This window comes from Enterobacter cloacae complex sp. S3 (assembly GCF_014930495.1).
GTDB classification, from domain to species: domain Bacteria; phylum Pseudomonadota; class Gammaproteobacteria; order Enterobacterales; family Enterobacteriaceae; genus Enterobacter; species Enterobacter asburiae_B.
In genome coordinates, this window is the sequence record NZ_JADBRD010000023.1 from 118,741 (window position 1) to 134,639 (window position 15,899).

14 protein-coding genes are annotated in these 15,899 nt (G+C 57.2%); 9 read left to right on the forward strand and 5 right to left on the reverse strand.

Annotation, left to right across the window (positions count from 1 at the left end; genetic code table 11):
* Positions 1-25: 25 nt before the first annotated feature.
* Positions 26-1,360, forward strand: coding sequence for an MFS transporter (locus tag IM317_RS15285; RefSeq protein ID WP_033146856.1), 1,335 nt, complete (start codon positions 26-28; stop codon positions 1,358-1,360).
* A gap of 37 nt (positions 1,361-1,397) precedes the next feature.
* Here the strand turns inward: IM317_RS15285 and IM317_RS15290 are convergent, their stop codons facing one another.
* Positions 1,398-2,135, reverse strand: a complete 738-nt coding sequence (locus tag IM317_RS15290; protein WP_033146857.1) for an IclR family transcriptional regulator — start codon at positions 2,133-2,135, stop codon at positions 1,398-1,400.
* 169 nt (positions 2,136-2,304) lie between these two features.
* Here IM317_RS15290 and IM317_RS15295 point away from each other — a divergent pair, with 169 nt between their 5' ends.
* Together IM317_RS15295 and IM317_RS15300 are read left to right on the forward strand one after the other, a co-directional pair.
* Positions 2,305-2,997 carry an RraA family protein gene (locus IM317_RS15295; protein ID WP_033146858.1) on the forward strand — a complete coding sequence of 231 codons (693 nt, stop codon included), beginning with the start codon at positions 2,305-2,307 and terminating at the stop codon, positions 2,995-2,997.
* Positions 2,997-3,935, forward strand: a complete 939-nt coding sequence (locus IM317_RS15300; protein ID WP_033146859.1) for an NAD(P)-dependent oxidoreductase — start codon at positions 2,997-2,999, stop codon at positions 3,933-3,935. Before IM317_RS15295 ends, IM317_RS15300 begins: the two co-directional genes overlap by 1 nt.
* A 32-nt stretch (positions 3,936-3,967) precedes the next feature.
* Here the strand turns inward: IM317_RS15300 and IM317_RS15305 are convergent, their stop codons facing one another.
* Positions 3,968-5,164, reverse strand: a complete 1,197-nt coding sequence (locus IM317_RS15305; protein ID WP_033147086.1) for an NAD(P)/FAD-dependent oxidoreductase — start codon at positions 5,162-5,164, stop codon at positions 3,968-3,970.
* A gap of 228 nt (positions 5,165-5,392) precedes the next feature.
* On the opposite strand from IM317_RS15305, the gene pitA reads away from it, so the two are divergent.
* Complete coding sequence (pitA, locus tag IM317_RS15310) at positions 5,393-6,892, forward strand: inorganic phosphate transporter PitA (protein WP_023309552.1); 1,500 nt, start codon at positions 5,393-5,395, stop codon at positions 6,890-6,892.
* A gap of 186 nt (positions 6,893-7,078) precedes the next feature.
* Complete coding sequence (locus tag IM317_RS15315; RefSeq protein ID WP_033146860.1) at positions 7,079-7,486, forward strand: hypothetical protein; 408 nt, start codon at positions 7,079-7,081, stop codon at positions 7,484-7,486.
* A 43-nt stretch (positions 7,487-7,529) separates the two neighbouring features.
* Here the strand turns inward: IM317_RS15315 and uspB are convergent, their stop codons facing one another.
* Entirely contained in the window at positions 7,530-7,865 is a 336-nt protein-coding gene (uspB, locus tag IM317_RS15320) for a universal stress protein UspB (RefSeq protein ID WP_003861224.1), read from the reverse strand.
* 282 nt (positions 7,866-8,147) lie between these two features.
* Between uspB and uspA the strand changes: the two genes are divergently transcribed.
* A complete protein-coding gene (gene uspA / locus IM317_RS15325) occupies positions 8,148-8,585 on the forward strand; it encodes a universal stress protein UspA (protein ID WP_003861223.1) in 438 nt (145 codons plus the stop codon).
* Between the two features lie 97 nt (positions 8,586-8,682).
* Here uspA and rsmJ read toward each other — a convergent pair whose 3' ends face one another.
* Positions 8,683-9,435 carry a 16S rRNA (guanine(1516)-N(2))-methyltransferase RsmJ gene (rsmJ, locus tag IM317_RS15330; RefSeq protein WP_033146861.1) on the reverse strand — a complete coding sequence of 251 codons (753 nt, stop codon included), beginning with the start codon at positions 9,433-9,435 and terminating at the stop codon, positions 8,683-8,685.
* 7 nt (positions 9,436-9,442) lie between these two features.
* Complete coding sequence (prlC, locus tag IM317_RS15335; RefSeq protein WP_033146862.1) at positions 9,443-11,485, reverse strand: oligopeptidase A; 2,043 nt, start codon at positions 11,483-11,485, stop codon at positions 9,443-9,445.
* A 214-nt stretch (positions 11,486-11,699) separates the two neighbouring features.
* On the opposite strand from prlC, the gene IM317_RS15340 reads away from it, so the two are divergent.
* The 3 genes from IM317_RS15340 (at position 11,700) to IM317_RS15350 (ending at position 15,798) form a co-directional block, all read left to right on the forward strand.
* Positions 11,700-12,542 (forward strand): 23S rRNA (adenine(2030)-N(6))-methyltransferase RlmJ, encoded by an 843-nt coding sequence (locus IM317_RS15340; protein WP_032640380.1) that lies wholly within the window; start codon positions 11,700-11,702, stop codon positions 12,540-12,542.
* Positions 12,543-12,613: 71 nt separating this feature from the next.
* A complete protein-coding gene (gene gorA / locus IM317_RS15345) occupies positions 12,614-13,966 on the forward strand; it encodes a glutathione-disulfide reductase (RefSeq protein ID WP_033146863.1) in 1,353 nt (450 codons plus the stop codon).
* 182 nt (positions 13,967-14,148) lie between these two features.
* The gene (locus IM317_RS15350; protein WP_033146864.1) at positions 14,149-15,798 is read left to right on the forward strand and encodes an alpha,alpha-trehalase; all 1,650 of its coding nucleotides are present in this window, start codon (positions 14,149-14,151) and stop codon (positions 15,796-15,798) included.
* Positions 15,799-15,899 lie beyond the last annotated feature (101 nt).

Here is a 15,899-nt window from a genome sequence, read left to right on the forward strand (position 1 = left end):
AAAGAACAAACCCTGCGAGGACACAATGACAGAACATTTACGTAACGGCGCTACCGCCACCGAGGACATAGAAAGAGAGACGATGCGGAAGGTGATCTGGCGTATTCTCCCGTTTCTGATTGTCAGTTACCTGGTCTCCATTATCGATCGCGGGAATATCGGCATGGCTTCGCTGCAGATGAATGAGGACCTTGGCCTCAGCAAAGCCGCGTTTGGCTTCGCCAGCAGTCTTTACTTCGTGGCCTATTTTTTGTTTGAGGTACCCAGCAACCTGGCCATGCAGAAAGTCGGCGCCCGGCTGTGGATCCCGCGCATTATGATCAGCTGGGGCATCGTCTCCATGTGTATGGCCCTGGTGCAGAACACCACGTCGCTCTATATCGTCCGTTTTCTTCTCGGTGCTGCAGAGGCGGGCTTCTTCCCGGGCGTCGTGCTGTATCTGACCTGGTGGATCCCGTCCCGCTACCGCGCACGCATTATTGCGTCCTTTATGGTCGCCATCCCGCTCGCTAACTTCATCGGCTCCCCGCTTTCCGGGTTGATACTGTCACTGGATGGCTGGCTGGGTCTTCGCGGCTGGCATCTGCTGTTCATTATTGAAGGCTTGCCGGCGGTGCTGCTGGGTATTGCAGCCTGGTTTATTCTCCGGGATCGCCCTCATCAGGCGAGCTGGCTCAGTGATGAACAGAAAAAGTGGCTGGAAACCACGCTTGAGACCGAGCGTAGCCAGCAAAAGAACATTGGACACCAGACCACATGGCAGTTGCTAAAGCATCGTCAGATCTGGCTGATGGCGCTGATTTACGCGGGTGCATCTTCCGCGGGCACCACGATCAGCGTCTGGTCTCCTCAACTGCTGAAATCCTTCCATCTCGATAACCTTGAGACAGGCCTGTTTAACGCCATTCCTTACGGTCTGGCATCGGTTCTGATGATTGTATGGGGACGGAATTCCGATCGTACCAACGAACGCCGCTGGCATACCGCACTCACGCTGTTCATGATTGCCGCCGGCGTGTTCGCCGCCTTTGTAAGCGTCTCGCTGTCTGCCACGATCGTTATCCTGAGCATTATGCTGATAGGCGCTTATTCAATGAAAGGGCCTTTCTGGGCGCTGGCGTCCGGTTGGATGAGCAGTACCTCAGCGGCGGCGGGACTGGCCGCGATTGGCGCCATCGCAAACCTGATAGGTGGGGCGGTGATGGTAAACGCGTACGGCATTATCAATGAGCGGACAGGCAGCTACACGCTGGCAATGCTTCCGCTGGCCGCGCTGTGCGTGGCCGGGGGTATCGCGGTGCTCATTATGGGGCGGCAGGCCCGCCGCGCTCAGCTACACGAAAAACAGGTCACGCATTAACGATGACAGAAGCGGGACATTTGTCCCGCTTCTGCGTTTAAAGATTTTCTTCCGCCGCGTCGCTCGTTTCACCAAAGAACTGCTGACAGAAGGGCTTGCTGGCGCCCATTTTCTGCGACAGACGGCTTGCAGCCGCCTTCATCAACTGCCCTATTTCCTTCTCACGACGATCTTCCGTCAGCCGCGAGATGGGGCCGGTCAGGGCTAACGCCGCAACCAGCTTGTCGTGAACGCCGAAGACAGGCATCGCAAACGCAGCGGTATGGGGGTCGCGCGCGCCTGACGTGTAGAATGGGAGTTCAGCGTCTCCCTCCGGCAGGCTTTCATTGAGCCCCCAATGGCGTAATACCTTACTGATGGCCGAATTATCGAGCGGGAACTGGCTGCCGGGAAGATTGCTGTGTCGCAGGCCATGCGACGCTTCAGCGCGAAACAGGCAAAGCCGCTGCCCTCCCTCCAGCACATACCAGCTGGCACTCTCCTGAGACGCCAGGGATAAGGCCTGAAGCTCTGGCTGAACCACCCGGGAAAGATGGAAAGATTGTTCATACAGCTTGCCGAGGTAAAGCAGACGTGGGCCCAGCGCATAATTGCCGTCTTCATGCCTGACGACGTAATTCATCCGTTCAAGAGAATTCATCAAGCGGTAAACCGTGGTTTTGTGATAACCCGACAGCTGTGCCAGCGCGGTCAGCGTCAGGCTCTCATCTCCAGGACGGAAGCAATCCAGTAAAGCCAGCGCTTTTTCAACCGCTACAACGCCTTCATTCCCCATCATTATCTCCTTTTTAGCCCGGCAGTGAGTGTACCTCAAATTTTGTGAGTCACTTCGTGTTTACATCACAAACGCCACCTCGGGTCTGGCTAAAAGGAAAGCAACACCGCTATAGTTGTTTTGTTCTGTACACCTGCATTGTACTCAGTAAAACAACATGGAGGCATTTATGTCCGTTAATGAAAAAAAACCGATTAATCGCCATTTCGAGCGCGTTTCTGCCGAGGACGTACGTCGGGCGGCCGAGTATCAGGCAGCTATTCTGGCCGACGTGGCCGGTCGCCGCGGTACGCTTCATGGCCGCATCAAACCGCTGGCCCCACACATGTCCGTTGCGGGTCCGGCCATCACCGTTGAAGTCCGCCCGGGTGATAATCTGGCGATTCATGCCGCGATGGCGGTGGCGCAGCCCGGCGATGTCCTGATCGTCGATGGCAAAGGCGACCTGAGCTGCGCGCTGCTTGGCGAAATCATGGCCACTCAGGCTCAGGCGAGCGGCATTGCGGGCATTATTATTGATGGCGCTGTACGTGACGCCGACACCCTGAGCAAAGGTCACTACCCCGTCTTTTCTGCCGGTTTGAACCCCTGCGGCCCGACAAAGTTAATTTCTGGCCGGGTTAATCATCCCATTTCAGTCGCCGGGGCGACGGTTCAGGCCGGGGATCTTGTTGTCGCGGATATCGACGGCGTGGTCGTCATCCCGCGCGATGAGGTTCAGGAGGTTATCGCTCTGGCAAAAGGAAAGCTGGAGATGGAGACCCGGCGTCTTGCCGCCATCCGTGAAGGCGATTTACGTCCACACTGGCTTGATGACGCGCTTCGTAAGGCAGGTATGTTGAGCGACGAGGAGACGCTGTGATGGGGGGCAAAGACGTAGTGCTGGTTACCGGAAGCGACCTGGCGGAGCAGGCCATGGTGATGTTACAGGGCTTTGAGGTAGTGTTTGCGGGCCGCCAGCCCACAGAAGATGACCTGATCGCGCTGTGTAAACGACACAATCCTGTGGCGATCCTGGTACGTTACGGCAGGATCACCGAGAAAGTTATGGATGCCGCCCCGGCTTTGCAGGTTATTTCCAAGCACGGAAGCGGGATCGATGTGATAGACCAGACGGCAGCGGCCGAGCGCAACATCGCCGTCCGGGCTGCGCCAGGCGCAAACGCGGCGGCAGTGGCTGAACATACCTGGGCGCTGATCCTCGCCTGCGCAAAGTCAGTGGTGCCTCTGGACAAGCGGCTGCGAGACGGGCACTGGGATAAGGCGACGCATAAATCCATTGAACTGGAGGGCTTAACGTTAGGGCTAATTGGGTTGGGTGCTATCGGCTCGCGCGTGGCGACTATTGGTCACGCTTTCGGCATGAAGGTGCTGGCTTACGATCCCTATGCTAAGACTATGCCTGCCCTGTGCGAACGTGCAGAAACGCTGAACGGACTTCTTTCCCGTTCCGATGTCATCTCTTTGCACTGTCCGCTGACCGATGAGAATCGGGGGATGATCAATAGCGAAACGCTCGCACACTGCAAGCGGAACGCCATTCTGGTCAATACGGCACGCGGTGGACTGATCCACGATGAGTCGTTACTGGCGGCGCTCAGGGATGGCACGCTGCACAGCGCCGCGCTGGACAGCTTTACCCACGAGCCGCTGACCGCGCCGCACCTCTGGCAGTCCGTAGAAAACGTGGTTATTTCACCGCATATTGGCGGCGTTACCGCAGCGTCATATATCAGGATGGGGACCGTGGCCGCGAGCAATATTCTTGCTGTGACAGACGTCACCACCGTCAGCTCGTAAAGCCAACCGTGACGAGTGGCTGTGCTCTTATGTCACTTGTCTTCTGCCAGCGCCTGAGCGCACGCCCAGGCACTTGCCCATGCCCACTGGAAGTTGTACCCGCCGAGCCAGCCGGTCACATCCATCACTTCGCCAATAAAATAGAGCCCCGGCACGTTGCGCGCTTCCATGGTGCGGGACGAGAGCTCATTCGTGTCAACGCCACCCAGCGTCACTTCTGCGGTGCGGTAGCCTTCGGTGCCGTTTGGCTGAACGCGCCAGTTTGTCAGGGTCTCGACCAGCGTTTCCTGCTCGCGGCTGTTAAGCTGCTTGAGCGATACGTCCGGGATCTGCCCCAGCGCCTGCAAACATTCCACCAGACGTTTTGGCAGCTGCATTGCCAGGGTGTTTTTGAGGCTTTGATTCGGGTGCGCGGTACGCTGCTCGTTAAGGAACGCGTCGAGATCGCAATCGGGAAGCAGGTTAACCGTGACAAACTCCCCAGGCTGCCAGTAGCTGGAGATTTGCAGTACCGCCGGGCCGGAAAGGCCGCGATGGGTAAAGAGCAGATTTTCGCGGAACACCGTCCCGTCTTCGGCGGTAATGACCGAGGGAACGGACACGCCGGACAGCGTCTGAAGCTGTTCGAGAAGCGGTTTATGCAGCGTAAACGGCACCAGCCCGGCGCGCGTGGGCAAGACTTTCAGGCCAAACTGTTCGGCAATCTTATAGCCGAACGGGGAGGCGCCCAGCCCCGGCATAGACAGGCCGCCGCTGGCGATCACCAGGCTATCCGCACTGACGGTTTCACCGTTCAGCTGCAGCGTATAGCCCTGGTCGTCACGCGCGACCTCCAGCACTTCCGTGCGCAGGCGCATGACGACGCCGCCCTTCTCGCACTCGGCCACCAGCATATCGACAATCTGCTGCGCGGAGTCGTCGCAGAACAGCTGTCCCAGCGTCTTTTCATGCCACGCGATGCCGTGCTTACCCACCAGGTCGATAAAATCCCATTGGGTGTAGCGCGCCAGCGCAGATTTACAAAAATGACGGTTTTGGCTCAAATAGGCCGCGGGTTCAACATACAGATTAGTAAAGTTGCAGCGCCCACCGCCGGACATCAGGATCTTACGGCCGGGCTTTTTACCGTTATCCAGCAGCAGCACGCGACGACCCGCCTGTCCGGCCATTGCCGCACAAAACATACCCGCCGCACCGGCGCCAATTACCACGGCATCAAACCTTTCCACGTCAAAACCCTCTTTGTTAACTGCCGCGGATTGTAAAGTTTCCTCTGTGGTCACACCAGCGTAAAAAGATATTACAAAGCCATTTCATTGAAATTTAAAGAATATCCTTTCTAGTGCTTTTCTCAAATCAGGTGGTATGTCAAAAAAAGTCTATATTTCACTTTGCCCGCCGCGCATTTGTCCTGGATAATGCGCCGCGTTCATGTCCTCAAAATGGCGTAACGTCCTATGCTACATTTGTTTGCCGGCCTGGATTTACATACCGGGCTTTTATTATTGCTTGCTCTGGTTTTTGTACTGTTTTACGAAGCGATCAACGGCTTCCACGACACTGCAAACGCAGTAGCGACGGTTATCTACACTCGCGCAATGCGATCGCAGCTTGCGGTTGTTATGGCGGCGGTATTTAACTTTTTTGGTGTTCTCCTGGGCGGACTGAGCGTTGCGTATGCCATCGTGCATATGCTGCCAACGGATCTGCTGCTTAACGTTAGTTCTGGCCATGGCCTCGCTATGGTGTTCTCAATGCTGCTTGCTGCAATTATCTGGAACCTCGGTACCTGGTATTTTGGCCTGCCTGCATCCAGTTCTCACACCCTCATCGGCGCGATTATCGGTATCGGGTTAACCAACGCCCTGATGACCGGGACATCGGTTGTTGATGCGCTGAACCTGCCTAAAGTATTGGGCATTTTCGGCTCCCTGATCATCTCCCCTATCGTGGGTCTGGTAGTCGCGGGGGGATTGATTTTCATCCTGCGTCGCTACTGGAGCAACACGAAAAAACGTGCGCGTATCCACCTGACGCCAGCAGAGCGTGAAAAGAAAGACGGCAAGAAAAAGCCGCCGTTCTGGACGCGTATCGCCCTGATCATTTCTGCTATCGGCGTGGCCTTCTCTCACGGCGCGAACGACGGGCAGAAAGGCATTGGTCTGGTGATGCTGGTTCTGATCGGCGTCGCACCGGCAGGCTTCGTGGTGAACATGAACGCCTCAGGTTACGAAATCACCCGTACCCGCGATGCGGTCAACAACGTTGAAACCTATTTCCAGCAGCATCCTGACCTGCTGAAAAAAGCGACCGGCGTTGATCAATTGATCCCTTCTCCGGAAGCCGGTGCAACCACCGCGCCTGGCGAGTTCCACTGCCATCCGGCAAACGCGATTAACGCGCTGGAACGTGCGAAAGGCATGCTGGGCGATATCGAAAGCTACGACAAACTGGCTGTAGAACAGCGTGGTCAGCTTCGTCGTATCATGCTCTGTATCTCTGATGTGACCGATAAAGTCGCGAAGCTGCCAGAGGTGAATGGTGACGACAAACGTCTGCTGAAGAAACTGAAAAGCGATATGCTCAACACCATTGAGTACGCGCCAATCTGGATCATCATGGCCGTCGCGCTGGCGCTTGGTATCGGTACGATGATTGGCTGGCGTCGTGTGGCGACCACCATCGGCGAGAAGATCGGTAAGAAAGGCATGACCTATGCGCAGGGTATGTCCGCGCAGATGACGGCGGCAGTGTCTATCGGTCTGGCGAGCTACACCGGTATGCCGGTATCCACCACCCACGTACTCTCTTCGTCCGTGGCAGGTACCATGATTGTTGACGGTGGCGGTCTGCAGCGCAAAACCGTGACCAACATTCTGATGGCCTGGGTGTTCACCCTTCCGGCCTCAATCCTGCTGTCTGGCGGTTTGTACTGGATTTCGTTGAAGCTGATTTAATCGGTTGAAGGCGACAAAAAAGCGGGTCAGGAAACTGACCCGCTTTTTTTATGGCTGTTGTTTTTACTCAACCCAGTGCTGTAATCAGGACAATCTGAACACTATCTGTTCAGATTTTTACTGCACAAATAACTATTATCCTCGCGAATGTTCTCAGTCCAAACAACACCCATGACGGAATAGACTATGCCATTCAAAACGGCTACTAAATGGATTCACTCCCTTGTGACGCTTTCGCTTCTGACTCTGGTCATTGGGTTTTTCTGGTTAAACCACCAGCCTAATCCGCGAAATAACGATGAACTACAGCGCGTTTATAAATTATCCGATAGCGTCTGGCTCTATATGACCGTGAACAATCAGGGCGGTGCAACCGTGCCCACAATCTACCGTTACTATCTCTCAGGCGAGATAGCAGGGAAAGATATCGACATTATCCATCAGTTGGCCATGAAGCATCCGGTCATTGTAGGTACAGGTACGATTACCGCGGCCAGCCTTGATACAAACGGAGAAGTCAAAATCACTTATAGCGGGAAAGTTATTTCGATTGAGAGCAATATCTCCGATCTCCGGTTCTTAGTTAAGCCGTGAGCCAGAGGAAAGAAGGCGGGGCTGACCCCGCCTGTTGTGGCGCTCAGTGCCAAATCATCAATGCAATCATACTGACTACGACCAGCCCGCACAGGGCACTGGTCAAAATGAACTGACGACGCAGGCGCTCGCAGCGACGAATAAACTCTTCATCGTGATGATCGCGGTAGCGCTGGTAGTAGATGTACCCCACCAGACGCATCTGCTTGCTGGGCTGTCCATGCGAGGTGAAGAACCCTCCACCGTCCACATACTGATAAAGCAACGGATCGCAACCACGAAGTACCACTAACAGCGCACGTAACGATGAGAAGTAGCGCGCCATATTCACTATGCAAACCACGCATAACGCCCAAAACAATGCGACGGTGCTAATCATACATCCTCCCCGGCGTCCGCCCACGAAGCAAGGCTCCTGAGCTACCGCACCCCAATGCCCTGACAGACAGTTCAGTGAAAGAATGACCAAAATCGATCCGGTTCGCGTTTTAATATCCGAACGGCTCATTTAACAGTGTAGGAGATCCGTTAATTTTTTTGCCACAAGGTTAATCGTTATCAACACCAAAGCTTGAAAAATATGTTTAACTGGGCCGTAATGAAAGTATCAGACGACGGCATTCTCACTTAGTCATCGATAACTTAAGGAAGGAGTAACACTATGGCTTACAAACACATTCTCATCGCGGTTGACCTCTCTCCGGAGAGCAAAGTGCTGGTTGATAAAGCGGTATCCATGGCACGTCCCTACAACGCGAAAGTTTCGCTGATTCACGTTGACGTGAATTACTCCGACCTCTACACCGGTCTGATCGACGTGAATCTTGGCGATATGCAGAAACGCATCTCCGAAGAGACTCACCATGCCCTGAGCGAACTCTCCACCAACGCGGGCTATCCGATTACCGAAACCCTGAGCGGCAGCGGCGACCTGGGCCAGGTGCTGGTTGATGCGATCAAGAAATACGATATGGACCTGGTGGTTTGCGGTCACCATCAGGACTTCTGGAGCAAGCTGATGTCTTCAGCGCGCCAGCTGATTAACACCGTTCACGTGGATATGCTGATTGTTCCACTGCGTGACGAAGAAGACGAGTAAGTGCGTTAAACTCCCCTCACCCTAACCCTCTCCCAAAGGGAGAGGGAATAGATCGAGGACACAGGCCGGGTAAGGCGAAGCCGCCACCCGGCTTTTTTTATTCCGGCGTACCCGGATAAATATCAAACCGGTGCCCTTTGGTGGTCACCGCGTTAGTGGTCGCAACGTCCGCCAGCGGCGGCGCATAGTCCGGGCGCTTTACCACCACCCGCTTCGTGGCAAGCTGACGAGCCGGCTCCAGCAGGCCATCGGCATCCAAATCCGGTCCCACCAGCGACTGAAACACCCGCATCTCTTTCTTCACCAGCGCGCTTTTCTGCTTATGTGGGAACATAGGGTCGAGATAGACCACCTGCGGGCGCGGGGTGATGTCCGTTAATGCCGTCAGGCTGGAGGCGTGGATCAGCTGCAAACGATCCTGCAGCCAGGGGCCGATTTCCGGGTCCGCGTAGCCTCGCGCCAGCCCGTCGTCGAGCAGCGCAGCGACCACCGGATTACGCTCCAGCATCCGCACGCGACAGCCGACGGACGCCAGCACAAACGCATCGCGCCCCAGCCCCGCCGTGGCATCGACCACGTCCGGGAGGTAGCTCCCTTTGATGCCGACCGCTTTGGCCACCGCTTCGCCGCGACCGCCGCCGAACTTGCGCCGGTGCGCCATCGCGCCGCCGACAAAATCGACGAAAATCCCGCCGAGCTTCGGTTCGTCGCGCTTGCGTAATTCGAGATGTTCCGGCGTCATCACCAGCGCCATCAGGTTTTCTTCATCGTGCTCCAGCCCCCAGCGGGCCGCCAGAACAGATAAGGCGCCGTCTCCGGCGCCTGTTTCATCTACTAAGCAGATCTTCACGTAACAATCAGCCTTTGATCCCGTAATGCTCAAGCATCGCGTCCAGCTGCGGCTCGCGGCCGCGGAAGCGTTTGAACAGCACCATTGGCTCTTCAGACCCGCCGCGGGTCAGGATGTTATCGAGGAAAGACTGGCCGGTTTCGCGGTTGAAGATCCCCTCTTCTTCGAAGCGAGAGAAGGCATCTGCGGCCAGCACGTCGGCCCACAAGTAGCTGTAGTAGCCCGCCGCGTAGCCGCCGGCGAAGATATGGCTGAACGCGTGCGGGAAGCGGCCCCAGGTTGGCCCTGGAATAACGGCAACCTGCTTTTTAATCTCGGCCAGGGTCTCAAGGATTTTCGCGCCCTGCTCCGGGCTAAACTCGGCGTGCAGGCGGAAATCGAACAGGCCGAACTCCAGCTGGCGCAGAATGAACATCGCCGCCTGGTAGTTTTTCGCCGCCAGCATTTTATCCAGCAGCGCTTTCGGCAGCGGCTCGCCGGTCTCATAGTGACCGGAGATAAACGCCAGCGCGTCCGGCTCCCAGCACCAGTTTTCCATAAACTGGCTTGGCAGCTCGACCGCATCCCACGGCACGCCGCTGATACCGGCTACGCCTGCGGTTTCGATGCGGGTCAGCATGTGGTGCAGACCATGACCGAACTCGTGGAAAAGGGTGATCACTTCGTCATGGGTGAACAGCGCCGGTTTGCCGCTTACCGGACGGTTGAAGTTACAGGTCAGGTAGGCGACCGGTTTTTGCAGAGAACCGTCGGCTTTACGCATCTGGCCCACGCAGTCGTCCATCCACGCCCCGCCGCGCTTGTTCTCACGCGCGTAGAGATCGAGGTAGAAGCTGCCGCGCAGCTCATTTTTCTCGTCATACAGCTCGAAGAAGCGCACGTCCGGGTGCCAGACGTCGATATCGGTACGCTCTTTGGCGGTGATGCCATAGATGCGCTTTACCACTTCGAACAGGCCGTTAACGGCTTTGTTTTCCGGGAAGTACGGGCGCAGCTGCTCGTCGCTGATGCTGTAGAGGTGCTGCTTCTGTTTTTCGCTGTAGTACGCGATATCCCACGGCTGCAGCTCGTCCACGCCGAACTCCGCTTTCGCGAAGGCGCGCAGCTGGGCCAGCTCTTTCTCACCCTGCGGACGGGCGCGTTTCGCCAGATCGGTCAGGAAGTCGAGCACCTGCTGCGGGTTCTCCGCCATTTTGGTGGCGAGGGATTTATCGGCGTAGTTTTCGAAGCCCAGCAGCTGCGCCAGCTCGTGACGCAGGGCGAGGATTTCCGCCATTACCGGGCTGTTGTCCCACTTACCGGCATTCGGCCCCTGATCGGAGGCGCGGGTGCTGTACGCGCGGTACATCTCTTCGCGCAGGGCCTGGTTGTCGCAGTAGGTCATCACCGGCAGATAGCTCGGGATATCCAGCGTCAACAGGAAGCCTTCCTGCTCTTTCGCTTCAGCCTGGGCTTTTGCCGCCGCCAGCGCGCTTTCCGGCATACCGGCCAGCTCAGCTTCGTCGGTAATCAGCTTCGTCCAGCCCATGGTGGCGTCGAGCACGTTGTTGCTGTACTGGTTGCCCAGCTCGGACAGACGCGCGGCAATTTCGCCGTAGCGGGTCTGCTTCTCTTTTGGCAGGCCAATCCCGGACAGCTCAAAATCACGCAGGGCGTTATCGACCGATTTTTTCTGCGCCGTGTTCAGTTCGGCATAGTGGTCGCCGTCGCGCAGGTCGCGGTAGGCTTTGTAGAGCCCTTCGTGTTGCCCAACCCAGGTGCTGTACTCAGAGAGCAGCGGCAGGGTCTGCTCGTAGGCTTCGCGCAGTTCCGGGCTGTTTTTTACCGAGTTCAGGTGGCTCACCGGGGAGAAGATACGCCCCAGCACGTCGTCCACTTCGGCCAGCGGCTGACACAGATTTTCCCAGGTGTACGGCGCGCCCTGCGCTACCACGCTTTCTACCGCCGCGCGGCAGTTGTCCAGCGATTGCGTAACGGCTGAAACAACATGCTCAGGGAGGATTTTAGAAAACGGCGGCAACGAAAAAGGCGTCAGTAATGGATTGGTCATAAACGCTGTCCTGTTGAAATAGATGAATGAAGCGCGCATCCGGCGCTGTGCATATGGGATCTAGAATGGGGTTAAGTGTAGAGGATTTCAATGCCGGACGTTGCGCTTTCGCGGCGGTGGAAACTTTTCTGTATACTGTGGCGATACGCTCTATTTTTGCCCGATGGCGTTACGCTTATCGGGCCTACGTTTACTACCTGGAACACATTCATCCATGCTCAGTTATCGCCACAGCTTCCACGCAGGCAACCACGCCGACGTCCTTAAACACACCGTTCAGAGCCTGATCATCGAATCGCTCAAAGAGAAAGAGAAGCCGTTTCTCTATCTGGACACGCACGCGGGCGCGGGCCGTTATCAGCTGAGCGGCGAGCATGCCGAGCGTACCGGTGAATATCTGGAAGGGATTGCCCGCATCTGGCAGCAGGACGACCTGCCTGCCGAGCTGGAGCCTTACATCGGCGTGGTGAATCACTTCAACCGCAACGGCCAGCTGCGCTACTACCCTGGCTCACCGCTGATTGCACGCCAGCTGCTGCGCGAGCAGGACAGCCTCCAGTTGACCGAGCTGCATCCGAGCGACTTCCCGCTGCTGCGTTCCGAATTCCAGAAAGACAGCCGCGCCCGCGTGGAAAAAGCCGACGGTTACCAGCAGCTGAAGGCCAAACTGCCGCCGGTTTCCCGTCGTGGCCTGGTGCTGATCGACCCGCCGTACGAAATCAAAACCGACTATCAGGCGGTGGTAACCGGCATCCACGAAGGCTACAAACGCTTTGCTACCGGCACCTATGCCCTGTGGTACCCGGTGGTGCTGCGCGCGCAGATCAAACGCATGATCAAAGACCTGGAAGCGACCGGCATCCGCAAGATCCTGCAGATCGAGCTGGCGGTACGCCCTGACAGCGATCAGCGCGGCATGACCGCCTCCGGCATGATTGTGATCAACCCGCCGTGGAAGCTTGAAGCGCAGATGAACAACGTGCTGCCGTGGCTGCATAAAACGCTGGTGCCCGCCGGTACAGGCCACGCCACCGTCAGTTGGATCGTGCCGGAGTAATCGCAGTCATCGGTGGAAACTATTGATTTCAGGTATACAATCGCGGCAATTCACGATTAAGGACAAAAGCAATGACTAAGCATTATGACTACATCGCAATCGGCGGCGGCAGCGGCGGCATCGCCTCCATCAACCGTGCGGCCATGTACGGCCAGAAGTGCGCGCTGATTGAAGCCAAAGCGCTGGGCGGCACCTGCGTGAACGTGGGTTGTGTACCGAAGAAAGTGATGTGGCATGCGGCGCAGATCCGTGAAGCTATCCATATGTATGGCCCGGACTACGGCTTTGACACCACCATCAACCGCTTCGACTGGGACAAACTGATCGCCAGCCGTACCGCCTACATCGACCGCATTCACACCTCGTACGACAACGTGCTGGGTAAAAATAACGTCGATGTTATCCACGGTTTCGCCCGCTTTGTGGACGCGAAAACGATCGAAGTGAACGGCGAGACGATCACCGCCGATCACATCCTGATCGCCACCGGCGGTCGTCCGAGCCACCCGAACATCCCGGGCGTGGAATACGGCATCGACTCCGACGGTTTCTTCGAGCTGCCTGCCCTGCCAAAACGCGTTGCCGTTGTTGGCGCGGGCTATATCGCGGTGGAACTGGCTGGCGTGATTAACGGCCTGGGCGCGGAAGCGCACCTGTTCGTACGTAAACACGCGCCGCTGCGCAGCTTTGACCCGCTGATTGTCGATACGCTGGTTGAAGTGATGAACACGGAAGGCCCGACCCTGCACACCAACGCCGTGCCAAAAGCGGTGGTGAAAAACGCGGATGGTAGCCTGACGCTTGAGCTGGAAGATGGCCGCAGCCAGACCGTCGATTGCCTGATCTGGGCGATTGGCCGTGAACCTGCGAACGATAACTTCAACCTGGGCGTGACGGGCGTGAAAACCGACGAAAAAGGCTATATCGTCGTCGATAAATTCCAGAACACCAGCGTACCGGGCATTTATGCGGTCGGCGACAACACCGGCGCGGTTGAGCTGACGCCGGTCGCCGTTGCGGCGGGTCGTCGTCTCTCCGAGCGCCTGTTCAACAACAAGCCGGACGAGCATCTGGACTACAGCAACATCCCGACCGTGGTCTTCAGCCATCCGCCAATCGGCACCGTCGGCTTAACCGAGCCGCAGGCGCGCGAACAGTACGGCGACGACCAGGTGAAAGTGTATAAATCGGCGTTTACCGCGATGTACACCGCCGTCACCTCTCACCGTCAGCCGTGCCGCATGAAGCTGGTCTGCGTAGGTCCGGAAGAGAAGATTGTCGGTATCCACGGCATCGGTTTCGGCATGGACGAGATCCTGCAGGGCTTCGCCGTGGCGCTGAAGATGGGCGCAACCAAGAAAGACTTCGACAACACGGTGGCCATCCACCCGACGGCCGCGGAAGAGTTTGTGACCATGCGTTAATCCTGATGCCCCTCTCCGGAGGGGCATTTTTTTTAACATTCATAAATCGTTGCAAAACGAATGCTCCGAAAATAGTGATCTACCGCACATATCCCTCCCCATCTACCGAAGCGAATGTCTACGCTTATAAGACGCCCGGATAAACCTGTCTTTTGAACACACAACCGGAGGTCCCTATCACCATGTTCAACCAGAAACTACAGGCTACCGAGAACATCGAGTTCGAGATTGCAGAAGAGCTGCGCTACGAGACCGATCCCTGCGAGTTGAAACTGGATGAAATGATTGAGGCGGAGCCGGAACCCGAAATGATCGAGGGGCTACCCGCCTCCGATGCGTTGACGCCCGCAGACCGCTATCTTGAACTGTTCGAGCATGTGCAGTCGACGCGGCTGTTTGCGGACAGTAAAACCTTTCCCGACTGCGCGCCGAAGATGGATCCGCTGGATATCCTGATCCGCTACCGCAAGGTCAGACGCCACCGGGATTTCGACCTGCGCCAGTTTGTGGAGAACCACTTCTGGATGCCGGAAACGTACGGCACAGAATATGTCTCCGACCCGGGACTCTCCCTGAAAGAGCATATTGATAACCTGTGGCCGGTGCTGACGCGCGAGCCGCAGGATCATATTCCCTGGTCTTCCCTGCTGGCCCTGCCGCAGGCCTATATCGTCCCCGGCGGGCGATTCAGCGAGACCTACTACTGGGATTCCTATTTCTCCATGCTGGGGCTGGCGGAGAGCGGCCGTAACGATCTGCTCAAATGTATGGCGGACAACTTCGCCTGGCTGATTGAACGCTACGGGCATATCCCCAACGGCAACCGCACCTATTACCTCAGCCGCTCACAGCCGCCGGTCTTTGCCCTGATGGTGGAGCTGTTCGAGGAGGACGGCGTGCGCGGTGCGAAACGCTATCTGGATCACCTCAAAATGGAATACGCCTTCTGGATGGACGGCGCGGAGTCGCTGCTGCTTAACCAGGCTTACCGCAGCGCCGTGCGTATGCCGGACGGTTCACTGCTCAACCGCTACTGGGACGACCGTGATACCCCGCGCGACGAATCGTGGATCGAGGACGTGGAAACCGCGCGCCACTCGGGTCGTCCGCCCAATGAGGTGTATCGCGATCTGCGCGCGGGGGCGGCGTCCGGCTGGGATTACTCGTCCCGCTGGCTGCGCGATCCGTCGCGGCTCGCCAGCATCCGCACGACGCAGTTTATCCCCATCGATCTGAACGCCTTCCTGTTCAAGCTGGAAAGCGCTATCGCCAACATCTCGGCGTCGAAAGGGGATAAAGAGACGGCAGAGGCGTTCCGCCAGAAAGCCAACGATCGCCGCGCGGCGGTGAACCGCTATCTGTGGGACGAGGAGAGCGGCTGCTACCGCGATTACGACTGGCGACGCGAAGAGCTGGCGCTGTTTTCTGCCGCCAGCATTGTGCCGCTGTATGTTGGAATGGCGACGCACGAGCAGGCAGAACGTTTGTCGGATGCGGTCAAGGCGCGTCTGCTGACGCCGGGCGGAATTCTGGCGACCGAGTACGAAACCGGCGAGCAGTGGGATAAACCCAACGGCTGGGCGCCGCTGCAGTGGATGGCGATTCAGGGATTCAAGCAGTACGGCAACGACTCGCTGGGCGATGAGATCGCCTGGAGCTGGCTGCATACGGTGAACCATTTTTATAAGACGCATCACAAGCTGATTGAGAAGTACCACATCGCCAGCAGCACGCCGCGCGAAGGCGGCGGGGGTGAGTATCCGCTGCAGGACGGTTTCGGCTGGACGAACGGCGTGGTGCGGCGGCTGATTGGGTTGTATGGGGAGCCTTAAGCGGGGTGCGGTCTGGTGCCCTCACCCCTCACCCTAACCCTCTCCCCAGAGGGGAGAGGGGACTGCACGGTGCGCTCTTCATCTCCCTCGCCCCTATGGGG